Annotated in this window: 18 protein-coding genes; 14 read left to right on the top strand and 4 right to left on the bottom strand. The window is 58.5% G+C overall.

Annotated features, from left to right (window positions below):
* Positions 1 to 140: 140 nt before the first annotated feature.
* Positions 141 to 2,234, bottom strand: a complete 2,094-nt coding sequence (locus B150_RS0100720) for a TonB-dependent receptor domain-containing protein (protein WP_020397952.1) — start codon at positions 2,232 to 2,234, stop codon at positions 141 to 143.
* Between the two features lie 316 nt (positions 2,235 to 2,550).
* Here B150_RS0100720 and B150_RS0100715 point away from each other — a divergent pair, with 316 nt between their 5' ends.
* The 3 genes from B150_RS0100715 to B150_RS0100705 all read left to right on the top strand — a co-directional run bounded on the left by B150_RS0100715 (position 2,551) and on the right by B150_RS0100705 (position 5,986).
* Positions 2,551 to 4,452 (top strand): hypothetical protein, encoded by a 1,902-nt coding sequence (locus B150_RS0100715; protein WP_155859895.1) that lies wholly within the window; start codon positions 2,551 to 2,553, stop codon positions 4,450 to 4,452.
* A gap of 151 nt (positions 4,453 to 4,603) precedes the next feature.
* Entirely contained in the window at positions 4,604 to 5,575 is a 972-nt protein-coding gene (locus tag B150_RS0100710; protein WP_020397950.1) for a DMT family transporter, read from the top strand.
* 6 nt (positions 5,576 to 5,581) lie between these two features.
* Positions 5,582 to 5,986: a hypothetical protein gene (locus B150_RS0100705; RefSeq protein WP_020397949.1), complete on the top strand. Its 405-nt coding sequence runs from the start codon at positions 5,582 to 5,584 to the stop codon at positions 5,984 to 5,986.
* Positions 5,987 to 6,003: 17 nt separating this feature from the next.
* Here B150_RS0100705 and B150_RS0100700 read toward each other — a convergent pair whose 3' ends face one another.
* Entirely contained in the window at positions 6,004 to 6,792 is a 789-nt protein-coding gene (locus B150_RS0100700) for a hypothetical protein (RefSeq protein WP_020397948.1), read from the bottom strand.
* Between the two features lie 645 nt (positions 6,793 to 7,437).
* Here B150_RS0100700 and B150_RS0100695 point away from each other — a divergent pair.
* The 11 genes from B150_RS0100695 to B150_RS0100645 all read left to right on the top strand — a co-directional run bounded on the left by B150_RS0100695 (position 7,438) and on the right by B150_RS0100645 (position 16,461).
* On the top strand, positions 7,438 to 7,926 hold the full coding sequence (locus B150_RS0100695) for a hypothetical protein (RefSeq protein ID WP_155859894.1): 489 nt from the start codon (positions 7,438 to 7,440) through the stop codon (positions 7,924 to 7,926).
* 13 nt (positions 7,927 to 7,939) lie between these two features.
* Positions 7,940 to 8,182 (top strand): hypothetical protein, encoded by a 243-nt coding sequence (locus tag B150_RS0100690; protein ID WP_020397946.1) that lies wholly within the window; start codon positions 7,940 to 7,942, stop codon positions 8,180 to 8,182.
* Between the two features lie 250 nt (positions 8,183 to 8,432).
* On the top strand, positions 8,433 to 8,636 hold the full coding sequence (locus B150_RS0100685; protein ID WP_020397945.1) for a hypothetical protein: 204 nt from the start codon (positions 8,433 to 8,435) through the stop codon (positions 8,634 to 8,636).
* A 212-nt stretch (positions 8,637 to 8,848) separates the two neighbouring features.
* Positions 8,849 to 9,361 (top strand): hypothetical protein, encoded by a 513-nt coding sequence (locus B150_RS0100680; RefSeq protein ID WP_020397944.1) that lies wholly within the window; start codon positions 8,849 to 8,851, stop codon positions 9,359 to 9,361.
* A gap of 4 nt (positions 9,362 to 9,365) precedes the next feature.
* Positions 9,366 to 10,037: a PspA/IM30 family protein gene (locus B150_RS0100675; RefSeq protein ID WP_020397943.1), complete on the top strand. Its 672-nt coding sequence runs from the start codon at positions 9,366 to 9,368 to the stop codon at positions 10,035 to 10,037.
* A gap of 86 nt (positions 10,038 to 10,123) precedes the next feature.
* A complete protein-coding gene (locus B150_RS0100670) occupies positions 10,124 to 10,774 on the top strand; it encodes a YqiJ family protein (RefSeq protein ID WP_020397942.1) in 651 nt (216 codons plus the stop codon).
* A 133-nt stretch (positions 10,775 to 10,907) separates the two neighbouring features.
* Positions 10,908 to 12,701, top strand: coding sequence for a flotillin family protein (locus B150_RS0100665; protein ID WP_020397941.1), 1,794 nt, complete (start codon positions 10,908 to 10,910; stop codon positions 12,699 to 12,701).
* Positions 12,702 to 12,798: 97 nt separating this feature from the next.
* Positions 12,799 to 13,218 carry a hypothetical protein gene (locus B150_RS0100660; RefSeq protein WP_155859893.1) on the top strand — a complete coding sequence of 140 codons (420 nt, stop codon included), beginning with the start codon at positions 12,799 to 12,801 and terminating at the stop codon, positions 13,216 to 13,218.
* 22 nt (positions 13,219 to 13,240) lie between these two features.
* On the top strand, positions 13,241 to 13,867 hold the full coding sequence (locus tag B150_RS0100655; protein WP_020397939.1) for a LysE family translocator: 627 nt from the start codon (positions 13,241 to 13,243) through the stop codon (positions 13,865 to 13,867).
* A gap of 52 nt (positions 13,868 to 13,919) precedes the next feature.
* Entirely contained in the window at positions 13,920 to 14,486 is a 567-nt protein-coding gene (locus B150_RS0100650) for a LemA family protein (RefSeq protein WP_020397938.1), read from the top strand.
* Between the two features lie 55 nt (positions 14,487 to 14,541).
* Positions 14,542 to 16,461, top strand: coding sequence for a DUF2207 domain-containing protein (locus B150_RS0100645; RefSeq protein ID WP_020397937.1), 1,920 nt, complete (start codon positions 14,542 to 14,544; stop codon positions 16,459 to 16,461).
* Between the two features lie 6 nt (positions 16,462 to 16,467).
* Here B150_RS0100645 and B150_RS0100640 read toward each other — a convergent pair whose 3' ends face one another.
* A complete protein-coding gene (locus B150_RS0100640; protein WP_020397936.1) occupies positions 16,468 to 17,256 on the bottom strand; it encodes a hypothetical protein in 789 nt (262 codons plus the stop codon).
* 59 nt (positions 17,257 to 17,315) lie between these two features.
* Complete coding sequence (locus B150_RS0100635; protein ID WP_020397935.1) at positions 17,316 to 18,065, bottom strand: class I SAM-dependent methyltransferase; 750 nt, start codon at positions 18,063 to 18,065, stop codon at positions 17,316 to 17,318.
* Positions 18,066 to 18,195 lie beyond the last annotated feature (130 nt).

Here is an 18,195-nt window from a genome sequence, read left to right as displayed (position 1 = left end):
CACCCCCTTAAAAGCGCCACATTGCAGACCTATCTATAGTCGTGCCGGGGAACCCCATTCCTCCCCCTGAATACCCCGGCCATAGCCCGTGCGTCACCCCCCTTGGCGCACGGGTTCTTCCTTTTTAGAGGCTTGTGTTTTTAGAACTGGCCGCTGACCACAAACCGCACGCCGGTGTCGCGGGTGCGTTCCGACAGTTCGGTTCCGATGGAAGCGCCCGCCCGGTTCGGGGCATATAGTTCGCGCATGCGGTCGAAGTGACCACCGAACATATCGTATAGGATCAGGCTGGTTTTCACGCCAAAGAACTGGGTGGTCTCCACAAAGGCGCCGTACCGGTTGTTGGACCGGTAGTCCTCATGCTCGTTGGTGTAATAGCCGTTCCAGTGGTTGGCGGAATTATATTCAAGGCCCCACGCCCAGTTGGTTTCCGGAATGTCGTGGCGGAAGTCGATATAAACCTCCGATGGGCGGAAATCATGCAGGTAACGAATGTCACCGGTCATGGGGTCAAGGAATTCGGAATCCTTGAGGTAAACGTCAACTTCCAGAAGCCCACCCTCAATCACAAAATCAAGTGGCAGGTTGGCGTTTGCGTTCATGCCCCAACGCCGTGCGCTGCCCGCGTTCGCGAGGCCCTCACCGCCTGACGGCAGCACGGTTTGTTCGAGCACGTCGTCCTTCCACTCGTAAAACACGGTGGTCGACAGCGCGCCGCGCTCGCCAAAGGTATAGTCCACCTTGGCTTCAAGCCTGTCGGTGCGGTCTGGCTTTAAATTGGGGTTGCCGGCAAACTCCCGGTCATCGACCGCGTTGGCCGATGCCGCGAAGTCGGAGAAATCGAGCTGGCCGACGGAGCGTTCCGCCTTCACGCTCACCTGCATCTGCTCATTCACCGCGAGGGTGATACCGGCAGACGGTTTGAGGAATTTGAAGGTTTGTGCGTCGCCCGTGCTTGTTGAAATGCGGGAGATTTCGGCCTTCGCACCAATGTCGGCGGTCAGTGCGCCGGTGGCTTGCCACACAAGGGTGCCAAAGGTTTCGGCCCGCACCTCCTCGACATGCGTGGTGGTGGGGTCCATCTCCTTGATGGTGGCACCACTGCCGTCCAGCACCACAACGGCGAGGGTACTATCGAGCGTATTGTAGGCTCCTTCAACGCCAAATTCGGGCCGAATGCCGCCATCGGTGCGGCCATAGGTGGTGCGGAAAATGGTTTCGCTTGTGCGCGCTTCCTGCACGATCTCCCCGTCTTCGACGAGGGTCTCGTAAGGTGCCTCGAGGAAGAAATCGTCGGTTTTGGTGTCGTCCTCAAAGGTGCCGAGGGCAATTAGCCGCCATTTCCAGCCGCTTCCGTACGTGCGCGCCCAGTCAGCGCCGAGCTCGCCGCCATATTCCTCATGGGTATAGCCGTTGAAGAAACGATCATCCGGATCGCCGCTCAGGTCGCCGTCATCATAGCCGGGGCGGTCGGTGTCCTCGGTGCGGTACTTCACTTTCATGCGGCCGTTCAGTTGCAGGCGGCCACCAAAGGCATTGCGCCCGGCATCAAACGAAAGCGCGCCAAAACGTTCTTCTTCCTGCCGGTCCTCGATCGTCAGTTTGATCAGCCTGCCGTCAGCGTCGCGGCGGCTGATGTCCGCGTCGCGGCTGTTTGATATCAGGAAAGTGTCCAGCTGGAAGCTGGTGTCCCAGCCCATCAGCTTGGTGGCGAAGGTAGCGTCCAGCATGGGCAGCACCTTGTTCGGCCCCACGCGGCGCATCTCCACCGTCCAGGTGCCGCTGCTTTTGCCCTGATAGCGCACCACATTGGCAACCACGCTTTGGCCCGCCGCTTCGGCGCTGATATCAGCGCCGCGCTGCAGTTCAATACGCATCACCTGGGTCGCCGGAATGCGGCGCAAGGCTTCCGTCAGGCCGCCGGATTTGGAGGTCGGGCGCGCCCCGTCAATCAGCACATTACCGGCGGTGCCGCCAAAGCCGCGCGCTTCTGACCCGGTGCTATATACAAAGCCGGGCAGGCGCTGGATCATGTCATAGGCGTTCTGGGGGGCGTAGGGGTCAAAGAATGTGGCGTCGAAAAACTCACCCAGGCCTTCACCGGCGGGTGTTGCGTCCGCTGTTTCCTGCGGGCTTTCGGTCGCGGCATCGTCGGCGCTGTTCGCGCTCGCCAATACATCGGAAGTCATGAGCGCGACTACGCTCAGCGTGGCAAAAAGCCGTGCCCTCGTCATAAAATACCCCTCAGCGCCCTGCCGACCCCTCGGCAGTGAAATACTCACACATGTGCAATACGCTTGTCCGCCCGGTGGCCATGCTGGTGCCGCCATCCCTGCATGGAAGGCACCGGCCACAAAAAAGGCGTTCCTTCCTCAGTAGTAACGCTGCGACTCGGCGTCAAGCCGCGATTTGCGGCGAACCGCACGATTGGTGCGACGGACAGAGATTTGCACCATGAGGCATAGCAATGTGAAACGAGCGTTTGGCATCTGCGCTTTCTTTGCTACAACTCATCAACTGGAATTTTAACGGCGCGTGCGGGAGGGGAATTTGCGGCAAATCAGGCTGATGGCACTGTTGTTCCTCGCGCTTTCTCTCGGCCATGCGGGCGCGTTTGCTGACGCGCGCTATGACGCTGGCCTTGCCGCTTTTGCCAAATTTGAGGTTGATGAAGCCGTGCGCCAGATGGAAGCGGTGGCGACAGATGGCAACGCGCGCCTCAGCGCCCGCGCCGAAGCTGCCGCCTTCCTTGCCGATATCGCTGTCCGGATCGACCGGGACGCTGAGGCCGCCACACGCTGGGCGGCAGCCGCCAAACAATATGGCTTGCCGGCTGCTGACGCGGCGGCGCTTGAGGCGCGTGCGCTGGTGCTGTCGGGCGAGCCACGGAAGGCGGTTCCGGTCGCGCTCGCCGCGCTTGAAAAAGCGACGGAGGATGACGCCAAACACCGCTATACGCTTCTGTACGCCAACAGCATGATCGAGGCTTACGATAGCCCCACGGCACAACTGGCGCGCCGGGCGCTTGCCATCAATGCCCAAACCCTTAGGTCGCATCTGGACGATAACCCAAGCTCGACCGAGACAGCGATGATGCTGCTCGACTTCTCCGTCCGGCTTGGCGACGGTGACACCATCCTTCATGCGGTGCGCGCGCTGATCCCCGGTGTGGAAGAGGGGACGGGCGATGTGGCGGAAGCTTATAAAGCGCTGAAGGCTGACATCGGCGGCTGGCTTGGTTCCACCCTCGATACAGACCGCAGGCGGCGCATTGTGCTCGCGCTTGCGCGGCTTCATCTGGCGTCAGCCGCCGCTTATATCGCGAAGGAGCACCCGTCCCGCGGGCGCAAGGCGTTTCTGGCGGAGCCTGATGTGGTGCGCGTGGTTGCCTATGCCGATTTCCTCAAGGGACTTGAGGCTGCCATCGCGGATAACTACCGCGAGCGTGCCCATGGCCGGGGCAGCGCAATGCTGAGCAACAGTTTTGACAAGTTGGCGGCCGCTTTTGTGGCCCAAGTGCCTGCCGCCACGGGCGGCCGCGCCTATGAGCGCGAGGCCTTCACCACGTACCTCGCCACCACATTCGGCACCCGACTGCACTGGGCTGACGGCGGGCGTGACCTGCTGCTCGGCCATGTGATCGGGCGGGAAGAAAATGAGGTCAGCGGTTATGGCATCAGCACGTCGGTGGAGACCGAACACGTCGCCTTCATGACCGCCAAGGGCTATGACGCCTTCATTCTGGGCGAACGCGCGGCGGCGCCCTCCGGCTGGTCGGATGACGAGGGTACCGTGGTGCGAACGGCTGGTAGTGGGCAAACCGCCATGACTGGCGCCGCGCTTTGGGCGCGCTGCGGTGCCAAGGGCGTTGATGCTGTGGCCCGAGGACGCGAACTGCAGGAAGCGGCCAAGGCTGACCTGCCGCTTGTGCTGTCGCATGAGATTGTGTTCTTGCCCGGCCTCAGGTCCCGGCTGGAATGGCAGGCCTGCCAAAGCCTTATCCATATGCTCAAGCGCTCCGGCATTGAGAAGGACCGGCTTGAAGGCGCCTTCATTGGCGAGATGGATTTTGCGATCTCCGAAGCCACGGTGGCTGGCTATCAGGCGCGGCTCGCGCTCGACCGCGCCCGCCTTGGGGACGCCTGGGCCGAGCGCGGCGAGGTGGAGCATGAGTATCACGCCCGCCTCGCTGAAATTCTGGCCTCGCCGCGCCCGCGCCTGACGCTTGCGGCCAGTATCATCACCCCCGGCATTGCGGGGGAAGGGGCGGACGCTGAGGCGCGCGCGAGGGTGCTGCGCGGCATCATGAAATGGATGAATGCCCACAAGTCAGAGATTGTCGCTTTCGATTTTGAGCTGCCCTTCATGATACAGATCGACCATTTGAGCGATGATCAGATCAAGGCGGCGTGCCGGGCGCAGGACCCGTTATCGGGTGAAAAAACGGGCTAAAAGCAGTGCGCAGTTTCCGCGCATATCCCGCACACTTTCCGCACAGTGTGCGTGCGGAGAATTTGGCCGCAAGAAACAGGGTGCAGGCTTTCCGGCCACGCTGTAATAATACCATAAATCAAACGCTTATGCGACGGCAGAGGATGAAAATATGACGGCTGATACGCCCGCCCCCGTGCAGATGGGCCTGAAGGAATGGTCAATGCTCGGTTTCCTGGCCGTGCTTTGGGGCGCGTCCTTTTTTGCCATTGAAATTGCGGTTACTGAACTGCCGCCCGTAACCATTGTAAACATCCGTGTCGGGCTCGCCGCCCTTGTGCTTTATGGCTACCTGCGCGTTGCAGGCATCGCGCCGCCCTTCAAAGGGAGGTCCGATAAAGCATTGGTTTTGCTAGCCTTTGTACTGATGGCGATTTTCAATAACATCATCCCCGCCACGCTGATTGTGTGGGGCCAAACCCATATTACCTCAAGCCTTGCCTCCATCCTCAATGCCACCATGCCGCTTTTCACCGTGTTCATGGCGCATTTTTTCGTGAGCGGCGAACGGCTTAGCCTCAACCGACTTGCGGGTGTGCTGGTTGGTTTCTCCGGCGTTGTGTTCATTGTTGGCCCCTATGCCCTTGAAGGCATGTTGTCTGGTGTTGCGGGGCAGGTGGCGATCCTTGGTGCGGCGTTCAGCTATTCCATTGCCGTTGTCATCGGGCGGCGTTTTGTGCGCCTTGGCATAAAGCCGGTGCAGATGGCGCTGGGGCAAGCTGGCACTGCGGCGATTATCCTGCTGCCGGTCACCCTCATCTATGACAAGGCCTATCTGCTGCCGGTGCCGTCCTGGCATGTGATTGCGGCGCTTGTATCGCTCGCCACGCTTTCGACCGCCTTTGCTTATCTCCTGTATTTTCGTCTGATTGCGGAGGCCGGTGCCACCAACGCGTCGCTCGTCACACTTCTGATCCCCGTTGTTGCCACATCGCTTGGGGTCAGTTTCCTTGGCGAAGTTTTTGAGCCAGCGCACGGAATTGGACTGCTACTGATCGCGTTTGGGCTTATGCTGATTGACGGACGTTTGGGTAAGCGGCGGCCGCGCCTGCGTGCCGAAGCCGTGCCGCCGGAAGGGAGGTAAAGCTATATGAGGCCAGCAGAATTCATCACTCTCATGGAGGGACTGCATCTCACGCCCAAGGATGTGTCCATGCTGACGCTTGTGCCGGAAGCCACGCTCAAGACCTGGATGGTAGGCCAAGATGACATCCCGGACGGCGTCGCAGGCCTGATGCGCGATATCGAGCGGGAGGTGGAAAGCCGCCTTACCCGCGCCGCCGCCAAGGCTGAGGGCCGGGCCGATGTCACGCTCATCCGCTTCAAGAACCCGGTGGATTTCAAGAAAGCCGGACCGGACATGGCGCCGATCCCACCCATGCTGGCTTACCGCTGCCACGGGGCGCTCATTTCCCGCCTCTATGCATCGCTCAGGCGCGCAGGCACTGAGGTTACGGTCAAATTTTGGCAGGCCGATGAGGGGCAGGACGGTTAAAATCAGTGCCTGAGCGCCTAGTCCTCGGTAATATACTCCATCGCCGACAGACCGCGTTCCTCAAGGAATCTTTTGAGCTTACCGGTTTGCTGCAGCATGACCTTGCGGCGGTCAAGCTGGGTGAGGAAAAGCGCATTCTCCGGCGTGTTGTGGCACACGATGCCAATGCCTGATCCCGCGATGACAAAATCCGGGTCATAGGGCGCAATCTCTGCGCCCAGGCTGTCGAACACAAATTTCACATCCGGCATCGCGGCGGAGATGATATCCACCCGGCCTGTCAGCAGCATTTCCGCCTTGTCTACTTCATCAGCCACGGCAATGAAAAGCGCCGTAGTGCCTTGTAAAGCATAGGGGATTTTAGACCCCATGGCATAGGCCACCCGTTTGCCGTTCACATCTTCCTTGGTGCGCGGCGCAGGTTTGCCGGGGGCCGCGAACAAGTGGATACGGTTATTGAGCATGCTGCCGCTCTCGATGAAGTCCGGCGCGTTCACCATATCGCCTGTGGTGGTCAGATACTCCATTGAGCTTGGATAGAAGCAGGCGCCTGCCTCCTCGAAAAAGTGCCGTTTGGCGCGCCGGTAGGGCAGGATTTCATAGTCGATCGGCCCAATATCGGGCGAGAAGATAAGTTGTGCGAGGTCGTTGTAAAACCCTGTGCCGTCACCCTTTAGGGTAAGGCCCCAGTCGGTCGCGAAAATATGGGTTGGCTCGGTGATCGGCCCATCCGCGTGTGCGGGCAGGACGGCGAAAGCGAGGACCGCCGCACTCAGGATCAGGTTGCTCAGACGCTGGTGTCTCATGGGTGAATCTCCGCGCCACTTCGTGCACAATCATACACAAAATTTGTGTCGCCGACAGCCCAAGTTGCCAATTTGGCGCGCGCCCTTCAGTCTGAATTAACTTTTTATTTCCTGAACTTGAAATTAAATTACCATTCCGTGCAGATTTCTTGTTGACAGTTGCGCGACCCTCCCGTATTTCGGAAAACAGTGACGAAGCCCGTAGTGGGCGAACGCAGGATTTGAGACCGATGTATACCCTTTGGAATATTGCAACAGCATCCGTGAAAGGCGCGAAGTTTATTCGCGTCCGTCAGATGCTTGCCATGCCAGAGGGAGGGAAACTCTAGAGCCGATAAGTAAGGCCAAAAGAGAATAAAGGTTCAGGGAACCCCTCCGAAGCAAGCGCTCCGGAGGGGTTTTTCGTTTAGGCCCAGATAAAAGCCTGGGCCAGAAAAAAGACAGACCCGAGTACGACAAGTTTCGAGTGAGAAAAGCGAGGACGAGTTGGACCCCCCGGACGGTTCCCCCGGGGCAGACAGGGCGAAAAGCCCGTCACCCCCGGGGGAACAGGCTACGGCTCACAAAGTTGCAAAATACCCGCGCTAGGATTGGCGCATCACCGCCCGAGATGACCGGGCACAGTTGAAAACGAAGGACAAGACGATGTCAGCACTTGTTAATATACGGCCGGGAGAGACCGGCGATGAAAGGTTCGCTAGTTTCCGAGAGGCATTGCCGCTGAAGGTGGCCCGTGCGCGGCGGGGCTTTGGCGGCTTTATCACGCTCGATCTCGGGCAATCCTGCGCAGATGACGCGGTCACGGGTGAACCGCAATGGGAATGGCACCTGTGGGTTTATAGCTGCGACTGGGATCTTTACCTCGACGACGCGCGCCTCCTTTGGCGGCGTGAAAGCGACAACGCCCGGGCGACCCATATCCTCTCGAAACTCGAGGGGGAAACCTTGATGGCGGTTGAGTATGCGGAAGCGGATGATTGCTTCCTCCTCACCTTCACTGGCGGGTTTCAGCTTCATATCGACCCTGATTTTTACGGTTTCGACGGTGATGCCGACCTCTTCATGCTGTTCAAGCATGGGGAAAGGGATGTGCTGTCGTATTCACCCAAGCGGCGCTTCTACAAGGCCGCATAAGGAGTTTGGAAAAATGCAAAAGTTTCATGATGTTATGTTGCCACGCGATGAGATGCAGTTCGGCCTTAAAAAGGGCGCGACAGGTGCGATCATTGGTGTGAACAAGCTACGGAAACGTGTCTATACGGTGGAATTTCCGCAAGTCGGCACCAGTGCATCCACGCTTCTAGATCTCGACGCGGACATTTTCGATATGACCGGCGAAACCGTGATTGTTGCTGGCTGGCGCCAGGCACAGGGCGCGCTCGCGCGCTAAAAAATTCTGCGGGGTGCGGGTTTGGCTGACATCGGCCCGCCCCTCGCAGCCCACCGCCATATTCCGCGGTCAGAAGTATTTGTTATTCCATTGCTTACACAGTTTTTGCCCCTGAACCTTTAGCCGGTTCTTTCTACCCTAAGCACCGTTTCTCCCCTTATACGGTGCGCCCCTCTGCCCCACGGTCCCCACCGTGGGGCTTTTTTTTTGGCAACCACGCGCTATATTCGCCTGCGGGACGGGGAACACTATGACTGAACATTTGTTTAAATGGCTGGACTGGAGCTGCGACGCTTTCCTCAAGCTTGTCGTCGCGGTGCTGTTTATCGGCAGCGGAATTTATCTCTCGGTGGCGGGCGGCATGTTCGGTCTGTGCCTTTTCCTTATTATCGGCAGCTTCCTGCGCTGGGCCTTCACCGACAGCACACCGCGCACCCGGGACGAAGAAGCCTGATTCCTTTGCCAATCCTCTGACCCATCGTGGAGATGCCTTTTGCCAGGGTGAATGCGCCTTCTGGCGGATGCGCTGAATTGCCTTCTGCAAAATTCGGATTCTTGCCCTTGAAATGATGTATGCAAATGCATACATCTAGCATAGGTTAGTTTATTTCACTCATTAGGCGAATGTCTGATGGTGATTCGGCCAAAACAAAAGGGGGATACGCCATGGGGGCGAAGTCGGTACCGTTAAGCGTACGCTTGTCGCGAGAGGATGCGGCCTATATCGCGTCCCTCAAAGCAGGTGACGCGGTAACGATGAGCGAAAAGGTGCGGCATCTGGTGAGCCAGGCCCGCATCGAAGCCGAGCGGGGAGAAACCTTCGAGGGCGTGGTTGAGCAGACGGAAGACACGCTCGCACCACTCAAGCAGGCGCTTGACTACCTTGAACAGGAACAGGGCAAACGCTCCGCACTTCTAAGGTCGCTCATTGTCGCTCTGCCTCGCATTCTTGCTGAGCTTGAAGCCGCGGATGTTGACGGCGACCCACCAGTTTTTGAAAGCCTGCGCGATCTTGAAACCTCGGTCGCGACCCGGATCAGGGACCTTCTGGACCAGTTTGCGCGCTTGAGCGTGACCCGCGAAGCGCCGTGCCTTGATCCCAGTATCATGCGTAAAACGACGGAGCCTCTTATGGAGCTTCTCGACATCATCAAAGCCAACCCTTCAACTGGGGAGTAGTATCATGAGCAACATAGCATCACGTGTCAGCCGCCTGATTGCAGGCAGTGTCAACGCAGCGCTCGACGCTGTTGAGAACATGTCACCGGAAATGGTGATGGAACAAGCTATCCGTGAAGTGGAAGGCGCGATTGCTGAAGTGCGTGCCGAGATGGGCAAGGCGACGGCGGAACGGCACCTTGCATCCAAGAAACTCGCCGACAACAGCGGCAAGCACGAAGAACTTTTGGAGCAGATCGAGGTTGCGGTTTCAAAAGGCCGGGACGATCTCGCATCGGCGGCGATCAGTCGTCAGATGGACCTTGAAGCCCAGGTGCCCGTGCTGGAACAGACTATCGCTGACGCGGCCGAGCGTGAGAAGGAGCTGGAAGGCTATGTTGATGCCCTCAAGGGCAAACGCGCAGAGATGCTGGAAGAACTGAAAGCCTACCGCGCCCGCATCGCCGAAATGCCGGAGAATTCGGTGATTGACGCGGCTGGCAATCCGTCTGCCAGCCATGAGATCAACAAGTCAGTTGACCGTGCAGCAGCTGCGTTTGACCGCGCATCGGGCCACGCCGCTGATATGCTTGGTGGAGGCATGAAGGACGCGGCACAGATGGCAGAGCTTAAGGACCTCGCGCGCCAGAGCGAGATCGAGAAACGCCTGAAAGCGATGAAGGAAAAAAGCGCGTAGACGGGGGTCGCGCTGCCTGCCGGGTGCATCCGTTTCCATCCGGCAGGCCACTTTCCCGTCACATACACTGAACCATGGGGGCTACCATGACCGACTTTATGTTCTCCGACGCCAATATACCCTTTGCGGTCGCACTTCTGATCATGCTGTTGATCGCGGCAATTGAGGGTGTGGGCATGCTGGTGGGCTTTGCCTTCTCAAGTCTGCTCGACAACCTGATGCCGGACGTCGACCTCGACGTGGAAACCGGCGAACTGGGTGACCATGGCGCCTTCGGGGAATTCCTGACCTGGCTGCGGATCCGAGAGGTACCGGTCATTGCGGTGCTGATCGCCTTTCTTACCAGCTTCGCGATCACCGGCCTTTTGATGCAGCAACTGCTGGCCGGTCTTGCTGGTTTTATGTTGCCTGCCCTGGTGGCGGCACCCCTGGCCATCTTCCTGTGCTTGCCCGGCATACGCCTGTTTGCTGGCGTGCTCGGGCGTATCATGCCCAAGGACGAGACTGAGGCCGTTTCCGCCACAAGTTTTATTGGCAGGACAGCCCATGTAACACTTGGTGTTGCGTCCCGAGGAAATCCTGCACAGGCGCGTCTTAAGGATAAATATGGGCAAAGCCACTATGTAATGGTGGAGCCCGACAATGATGATGAGAGTTTCCCGCAAGGGACGCAGGTGCTCATTATTTGCCAAGTTGGTAGCACCTTCTACGCGATCACCGATGACAAGCAAAATTGACGGCATGGCCGAATGGCCGCCGCGCAATGTCAGACACGGGCAGGCACGCCTAACAGGACACCTGTGCCTGCTGAAGCAAAGACAGAATTGTAACCCTCCTCAGTTCGTTGGGGAATAACAGAAGGGGGCATACATGCCACAAAACCTTACCATTATTGCAATATATGCCGGCATCGCCGTTGTCGGCCTCCTCACCATCGGGCTGATCTTCGCTCGCCTTTACACTCGCGCCAGCAAGGAAATTTCCTTTGTGCGCACGGGCTTTGGCGGCCAGAAAGTCATCATGAACGGGGGCGCGCTTGTGTTCCCTGTGCTTCATGAAGTGATCCCGGTGAACATGAACACCCTGCGCTTGCCAGTACACCGCGCCAACGAGCAGGCGCTCATCACCCGTGACCGTATGCGGGTTGACGTGGTGGCAGAATTTTATGTGCGTGTGCAGCCAACGGCAGATGCCATCGCGAACGCTGCGCAAACCCTCGGCTCCCGCACCATGCAGCCGGAGAAGCTCAAGGACCTTGTTGAAGGTAAGTTCGTTGATGCCCTGCGTTCGGTCGCGGCAGAAATGTCGATGGAGGAACTGCATGAGAAGCGCGTGGAATTTGTGCAAAAGGTGCAGCAGGCGGTGTCCGAAGACCTGCTCAAGAACGGTCTTGAGCTTGAGACCGTGTCGCTTACCGGGCTTGACCAGACTGGTATGGAATTTTTCAACCCGAACAACGCGTTCGACGCTGAAGGTTTGACCCGTCTCACGGAAGAAATCGAACAGCGCAAAAAAATCCGCAACGATATCGAGCAGGACACAGCGGTTCAGATCAAGAACAAGAACCTCCATGCGGCCAAGGAAACGCTTGAGATCGACAAGCAGGAAGAATACGCGCGGCTTGAACAGCAGCGTGAAGTTGAAATCCGCCGGGCGGAGCAAGCGGCCGAGATCGCCAAACAGCAGGCAGACCGCCAGCGGGACGCGGAGCAGGCGAAAATCATTGCCGAGCGCGCGGTTGAAGAAGAGCGGATCGAGAAAGAGCGCCTGGTCCAGGAGAAGGACATCGCCAAGAACCGTGCCGTTGAAACGCAGGATATTGAGCGCCGCAAGGCCGTTGAGCTTGCCGAACAGGAACGCGATATCGCCATCAGCGTGAAGTCGAAGCAACAGTCCGAAGCCGCGGCTGAGGCCGATGCTGCCCGCGCCATCGCGGTGAAAGCCGAAGAGCAGGTGGCAACGGCCCGCGCGACCGAGGTTGCCGACCGTCAGAAGCAGATTGAGCTTATCGAAGCCGCGAAGGAAGCCGAGCGTGAGGCCTTAGCTATCAAGATTGCGGCTGCGGCAGAGAAAACAGCCGCGAGCGATATCGCAGAAGCGCTGCGTGAAAAAGCCCGCGGTGAGGCCGACAAGGCCCGCATCGCCGCCGAAGCCGAGGCAGAGGCAGAGAAACTGCGCGCTGCCGCCGCGGAGATCCGCTATGCGGTTGAAGCGACCGGTAACAAGGCGCTCAACGAAGCCGCGAACCTGCTCTCGAACGAGCAGATCAACATGGCTGTCAAACTGAAGCTCATTGAAAACCTCGAAGCCATCATCCGCGAAAGCGCGAAGCCGATGGAAGCCATTGATGACATCAAGATCATCCAGCTTGAAGGCCTGAACGGCATTACGGCTGCCAGCGCTGACGGTGCTCATGTCGGCGGCGGCGACGGTAACCTCGCTGACAAAGTGGTCTCCTCTGCGCTCAAATACCGCGCGCAGGCACCGCTGATCGACAGCCTGATGGCAGAAGTGGGCCTGAAGGCGGGCGACTTCAATGGCCTCACCGAAAGCTTCAAAAACATGAGCAGCGGCGCTGTTGCAAACGGGGCGGTAGGTGATGTCCAGTCAAGTTCAAAGATGACGAAGAAGGCTCCGGCAAAGTCGGCTCCTCCTGCGGAATAAGCAAAAAAATCAGGCGCGCTTATATTTTCATAGGCGCGCCTCGCGACCCCAATGTCAGAAGTTGAAGTTATTTCTGCTATCGAGAGAAATATGAACAATGGCTGATCAAAAAAGCATCTGGCGAGCATGTGTAAATAAATGGAAATCCATCCGCTTGTTTAGTCGTGCAGTCAATGCAAGTGCAAGGCGCGACTTTGCGACAAGCAACCGTCTTCTCGCCTTGATGCCTCGCTACGGGAGGGCCGATGTTCAGGCTCTGATGCTTGCCAGCGCAAATCATTTCAACCTGCGAGAATATGAAGAGAGTTTTGATTTCTTGAAAGCGGCCGTCGGCTGTTTGATAACTGAGCGCAGCATTCGGTTTGAAAATCGGCAATATATGTTGGAGTATGCGTGCCTGCTCCGATCAAAGTTTGTGCAAACAGGTGAGGTTGAGCACTTCATTATCCCGGTTCCGAAAGCCTACCAGAAATCTCGGGTCTCGGGTCATTTGCGAGCGCACTTTCCGTTGGGGTAGTGGCAAGAGAGAAGGGAACATCATGCCAACTGTCGATACCATGCTTGCCTTCACCCTTGCGTCTGTTGTACTCGCCTTTGCGCCGGGGCCGGACAATATTTTTGTGCTTACCCAAAGCGCCATTCGGGGCCCAAAGGCCGGGGTGGCGGTGACCTTTGGGCTTGCGACCGGGCTGATTGTGCACACTGCGGCGGTGGTGCTGGGCCTCGCGGCGCTGATTGCCGTGTCGGAACTGGCCTTCACCATCCTCAAGATCATTGGCGCGGCGTATCTTGTCTACCTCGCCATCGGGGCGTTCCGCGCCAAGCCGGATACGATTGAAGCAAAAGACGCACAGGTGCGCGGGCTCGTGCAATACTATCGCCGCGGCATCATCATGAACGTTACGAACCCGAAAGTATCCATATTTTTCCTGGCTTTCTTGCCGCAGTTTGTTGACGCGAGCGCGGGTGACACCACGCTTCAGATGCTCTCCCTCGCGCTTATATTTTTCATTGTGACCATTATTGTGTTCTCAAGCGTTGCGCTTCTCGCGGGTAAAATCGGCAGTGTGCTGATGGGCTCGCCGCGTGCGCAAGTCTTGATGAACCGCATTGCAGGCACCATATTTTTAGGACTGGCAGCAAAACTCGCACTCTCCGAAAGGTAGAGGCGCACGCTGCCCAAACGGCCCCAAAGGGCCCATAGGTGGGGGATATCCTATGACAGCGATTTACGTGATCCTTGGCATTGTCATTCTGTTCGTGCTCTATGCCATCAGCGTTTACAACAAGCTTGTTGGCCTGCGGGTGCGCAAGAACGAGGCATGGTCGGACATCAGCGTGCAGATGAAACGCCGCTATGACCTTGTGCCCAACCTTGTGGAAACCGTGAAAGGCTACGCGAGCCATGAGAAAGAGACCCTTTCTCGCGTGATTGAAGCGCGCGCTGCTGCGGTCGCCTCAACCGGCAGCCCGGAACAGCAGGCGGTGTCCGAGAATATGTTCACCCAGGCGCTCGGCCGCCTAATGGCGGTGAGCGAAGCGTACCCCGAGCTGAAGGCCGACACCAACTTCAACAACCTGTCGCGTGAACTTGCCGCACTTGAGGATCATATCCAGAAATCGCGCCGCTTCTATAACGGCAACGTGCGTGAACTCAATATGGCCGTGCAGGAGTTTCCGTCTAACGTGGTGGCCAATATGTTTGGCTTTGACCGCGCGGAATTCTTTGAGCTTGATGAAGCGGAAGAAGCCGCGGTCAAGACCGCACCCAAGGTGCAGTTCTAGCGCCGGGGCGCATCACCGCAACCGCAACCACTATTAGAGCGACCGGGGGATGGGAATGAAGTTCCTGACGACATTGACCACACTCGCAATCATGTTGTGCATGACTGCGGGCGCCATAGCCGCCGAGACCATCACCAATTTTGATAGTGATATCGAGGTGAAGGCAAACGGCACCCTGCGTGTGACCGAAGACATCACCGTGAATGTGGAGGGGCGCGAGATCAAACGCGGCATCTTCCGCGATTTTCCGACCGAATATAAAGACCGGCGCGGCAACTGGGTGTCGTTCGGCTTTAACGTGGTGGGCGTGTGGCTTGATGGCGGGCCGGTGCCCTATCAGGTATCCGATTACCAGAACGGCAAACGTGTGCGCATTGGTGATGCGAACCGTACCGTGAGTCGAGGCGAACATACCTACACCATCACGTACGAGACCACGCACCAGATCACCTTCCTTGACGCGACGGACGAGCTTTATTTCAACGTGACCGGCAATGGCTGGGCCTTCCCGATTGACGCTGGCCGCACAACAGTGACCCTGCCCGAAGGCGCGGTGCTGGGCCGGGTAGAAGCCTACACAGGCGGCTACGGTTCCAGTGCGCAGAATGCGGATATTGTGCGCCGGGCAGCGAATGAGATTGAGGTAACGCTCACCCGTGGCCTTGGCCCCAAATCGGGCCTGACGGTGTTGATGGAATGGCAGGCTGGCATCATCACCCGCCCGACCGCGACTGAGAAAGCCACGCGCCTCGTGCGGGATAACGGCTGGATGGCCGTTGGTGCGCTGACCGTGCTGATCACCTTCCTCTATGGCTACAAAGCCTGGCAGGCAGTGGGCAAGGACCCGGTCGGTCGTCCCGTTGTGGCGCAATATGGCCCACCAAAGGGCGCAGACGGCAAACCCATGTCGCCCGCGCTGTGCCGTTTTGTGCAGAAGATGGGCACGGACGAAACGGTGTTCACTGCCGCCATCGTCTCCATGGCCGCAAAAGGCTATCTGATCATCGAGGAAAACCCGGGAGATACGGTTACCTTCCGCCGCACGGGCCGCGGTGATATCGCACTTTCCGCAGGCGAGCAGGCGATTGCCGATCATCTCTTGGGCCGGGACGACGCCTTCACCATTGGAGGTGCCTATAACAAGTCATTCGCGCTGGCCCTCAAGCGCTTCTTTTTCGCGGTCGAACGCGGTGAGAAACATTATTTCCAGCGCAACAGCGGGGTTGCTGTCTCAACCTTCGCGGTCGCCTTTGCCGGTATTGTCGCCATGGTGGCGTCCAGCGGATACCTGCTGGTGGGGCTTGCGGGCCTCGCCCTTACCGGGCTTGTGGCTTGGTGGGGTACGTCGGCAATAAAGAAAGGCGAACGGGCAGAGCGTGCAGGCATCGTGACCGCAGCGGGGTTTGCGCTTGGCCTCCTGCTGATCCTTGCGGCTGCCATGATGCAGGGTGATGCCTATTTTGCGCCCTTCATGGTGCTGCCGGTCATCCTGTGCATGGTCGCGGCGATTGTGTTTGCGGTGCTGATGCCCGCGCGCACGCCGTTTGGCCAGTCTGTGCATGACGAGATTGAAGGCCTGAAGCTTTATATGAGCGTGGCGGAGAAGGACCGCATGAACTTCCATAACCCGCCCGAACGCACGCCTGAGCATTTCGAGGAGTTGTTGCCCTACGCTATCGCGCTTGGGGTGGAAAACCGTTGGGGTGACCAGTTTGATGATGTGCTGAAGGCCGCCGCCACACGGCAGGGGCAGGATGAATACCAGCCCGGCTGGTATCATGGCAGGCACCGGCACGGCTATGGCATCGGGCGGCATTTTGCCTATGGTGCCATCGGCGGCGCGATCGCGAGCACCGTTAATTCCAGCATTGCGGCGGCGGCAAGTCCGCCATCCTCAAGCGGGTCATCCGGCTTCTCGGGCGGTGGTGGCTTCTCGGGCGGCGGTGGTGGCGGCGGCGGTGGTGGCGGCTGGTAAGCTTGGCTATTCAGCCACCGGCGTATAGACCGCGCCGTCGAGGCCATAACTTTCCATGAAAGACTTGAGCGCGCCGGAGGCGATCAGGCCGTCAATGCGTGCGTTCAGCCGCGCGACATAGGCACGGGTGGCCTCGCTGTCATGGCATGTGATACGCACGGCGGTGTCGTTCAGCATATAGTCGGTATTGTGCGGCGGTAGCGGCGCGCCCAGTTTGTCGAACACAAATTTGGCGTCGGGCATCGCGGCGGACATCAGGTCCACCCGGCCCGAAAGCAGCATCTGTGCCTTCGCGACTTCATCGGCGACCGCGATATAATCAGCCGTGGCATGACGCAGGAAATAGGGCACGCGGGAGCCCATGGCGTATGCCACCGCCTTGTCGTTCACATCTTTCAGTGTGGCGGGTGGCTGCGTGCCGGGTTTGGCAAACAGGAATACTTTCACGCGCAGGAAGGCGTGGGTTTCAATTAGCCCGGAAGCATCACTGATCTCCCCACCATCCAGTAGAAGCTGGACGTTGCTGGGGTAGAGGCATGCTTCCTTTGCGTGCAGGAAGGCGGATTTGGCGCGGCGGTAGGGCAGGATTGTATAGGTGCCTGCGTCCGACGTACCCTCAAGGATATAGCGTGCGAGGTCATTATAAAAACCGGTGCCGTCCCCCTTCAGGGTTAAGCCCCAGTCGGTCGCAAATACCGGGAAACGGGCGGGTGTATCCGCGCTTTTTGCCGGGGCGGCAATATGCGCGAAAAGGGCCAAGCCCGCCAATAATGTCAGCACGCGGTGGATACTCATAAACCCGTATTTCCTCAATCCGTGATGTGAGGATAGCGCAAAATGGTTAACGGAAAACCTTATGCGGCAGGCTTCAGCCCATAGCGCATGAACATGGGCCAATTAACGGTGCGCACCTCAGTCTCACCCCACACGGCTTTCAGTTTTGGTGCAAAGTCATGCAGCGGGTTGTGGCCCAGCGCCTTGGTGGCGCGCCCCACGGCGGACCAGGTGTCCAGATAGCCGTAGAACTGCGCGCAGGTCCAGTTGATGCGCATGGTATAGCTGCCGGGGGTCATCTCATCATAAGGGAAGGTGAAGTCGGCATAGGCGGTGTCCATATGCACGCGCTCGGGCGGCCAGTATTGGCCCACGACACCTTCATAAAAATCATAGACCGCGGCATCAATCTCCGGCGTGATTTGGGACAGGCCGTAACCGACAAGCGCAAGCGCACCACCCGGTTTCAGCGCACGGTCCGCGACCTTATAGAACGTGTCGCGGTCGAACCAGTGTGCGGCCTGCATGACGGTGATGAGGTCGGCGCTGCCGTCCTCAAGCTCAAGCGTTTCGGCGGTGGCAACGCGGTAGTCGATATTGGGCCGTTTGTCCGCGGCTGCGATCTGGCTTTCGCTGCCGTCGGCTGCAATCACATGGTCGAAGCGTTCAGCGAGCAGGGTGGAAAGCTGGCCGTTGCCGCAGCCCACATCCACGGCAAGCCCGCGCCCCTTGAGGGGGGAGGCGAGGATGTCCACAAGCTCAACATCATAGCGCGGACGGTTGTCGCGGTAGGCGGCACTGTCGCGCGAGAAGTGGTCCTTGAAAGCCATGTTCATTCTCCCTGTCGCAGATATGGTTCACATTACCGTTTTTACCTTGGCATGATAGCGGTTCCATATCACAGTGTCGCCTTCATTTACCAAAGGGTGCAGGCCAAAGGGGCGATGGGCCTGCCAGTCG

Origin of the sequence: Kordiimonas gwangyangensis DSM 19435 = JCM 12864, assembly GCF_000375545.1 — a bacterium.
Taxonomy (GTDB): domain Bacteria; phylum Pseudomonadota; class Alphaproteobacteria; order Sphingomonadales; family Kordiimonadaceae; genus Kordiimonas; species Kordiimonas gwangyangensis.
This window is presented reverse-complemented; position numbering and strand designations above follow the sequence as displayed.

Bases quoted from the DNA above. Each gene is read 5' to 3' on its own strand.
- B150_RS0100660 (WP_155859893.1), top strand. From the start codon at position 12,799: ATGGCTGATCAAAAAAGCATCTGGCGAGCATGTGTAAATAAATGGAAA.
- B150_RS0100710 (WP_020397950.1), top strand. From the start codon at position 4,604: ATGACGGCTGATACGCCCGCCCCCGTGCAGATGGGCCTGAAGGAATGG.
- B150_RS0100665 (WP_020397941.1), top strand. From the start codon at position 10,908: ATGCCACAAAACCTTACCATTATTGCAATATATGCCGGCATCGCCGTT.
- B150_RS0100655 (WP_020397939.1), top strand. From the start codon at position 13,241: ATGCCAACTGTCGATACCATGCTTGCCTTCACCCTTGCGTCTGTTGTA.
- B150_RS0100670 (WP_020397942.1), top strand. From the start codon at position 10,124: ATGACCGACTTTATGTTCTCCGACGCCAATATACCCTTTGCGGTCGCA.
- B150_RS0100720 (WP_020397952.1), bottom strand. From the start codon at position 2,234: ATGACGAGGGCACGGCTTTTTGCCACGCTGAGCGTAGTCGCGCTCATG.
- B150_RS0100695 (WP_155859894.1), top strand. From the start codon at position 7,438: ATGTCAGCACTTGTTAATATACGGCCGGGAGAGACCGGCGATGAAAGG.
- B150_RS0100645 (WP_020397937.1), top strand. From the start codon at position 14,542: ATGAAGTTCCTGACGACATTGACCACACTCGCAATCATGTTGTGCATG.
- B150_RS0100680 (WP_020397944.1), top strand. From the start codon at position 8,849: ATGGGGGCGAAGTCGGTACCGTTAAGCGTACGCTTGTCGCGAGAGGAT.
- B150_RS0100705 (WP_020397949.1), top strand. From the start codon at position 5,582: ATGAGGCCAGCAGAATTCATCACTCTCATGGAGGGACTGCATCTCACG.
- B150_RS0100685 (WP_020397945.1), top strand. From the start codon at position 8,433: ATGACTGAACATTTGTTTAAATGGCTGGACTGGAGCTGCGACGCTTTC.
- B150_RS0100640 (WP_020397936.1), bottom strand. From the start codon at position 17,256: ATGAGTATCCACCGCGTGCTGACATTATTGGCGGGCTTGGCCCTTTTC.
- B150_RS0100635 (WP_020397935.1), bottom strand. From the start codon at position 18,065: ATGGCTTTCAAGGACCACTTCTCGCGCGACAGTGCCGCCTACCGCGAC.
- B150_RS0100690 (WP_020397946.1), top strand. From the start codon at position 7,940: ATGCAAAAGTTTCATGATGTTATGTTGCCACGCGATGAGATGCAGTTC.
- B150_RS0100650 (WP_020397938.1), top strand. From the start codon at position 13,920: ATGACAGCGATTTACGTGATCCTTGGCATTGTCATTCTGTTCGTGCTC.
- B150_RS0100700 (WP_020397948.1), bottom strand. From the start codon at position 6,792: ATGAGACACCAGCGTCTGAGCAACCTGATCCTGAGTGCGGCGGTCCTC.
- B150_RS0100675 (WP_020397943.1), top strand. From the start codon at position 9,366: ATGAGCAACATAGCATCACGTGTCAGCCGCCTGATTGCAGGCAGTGTC.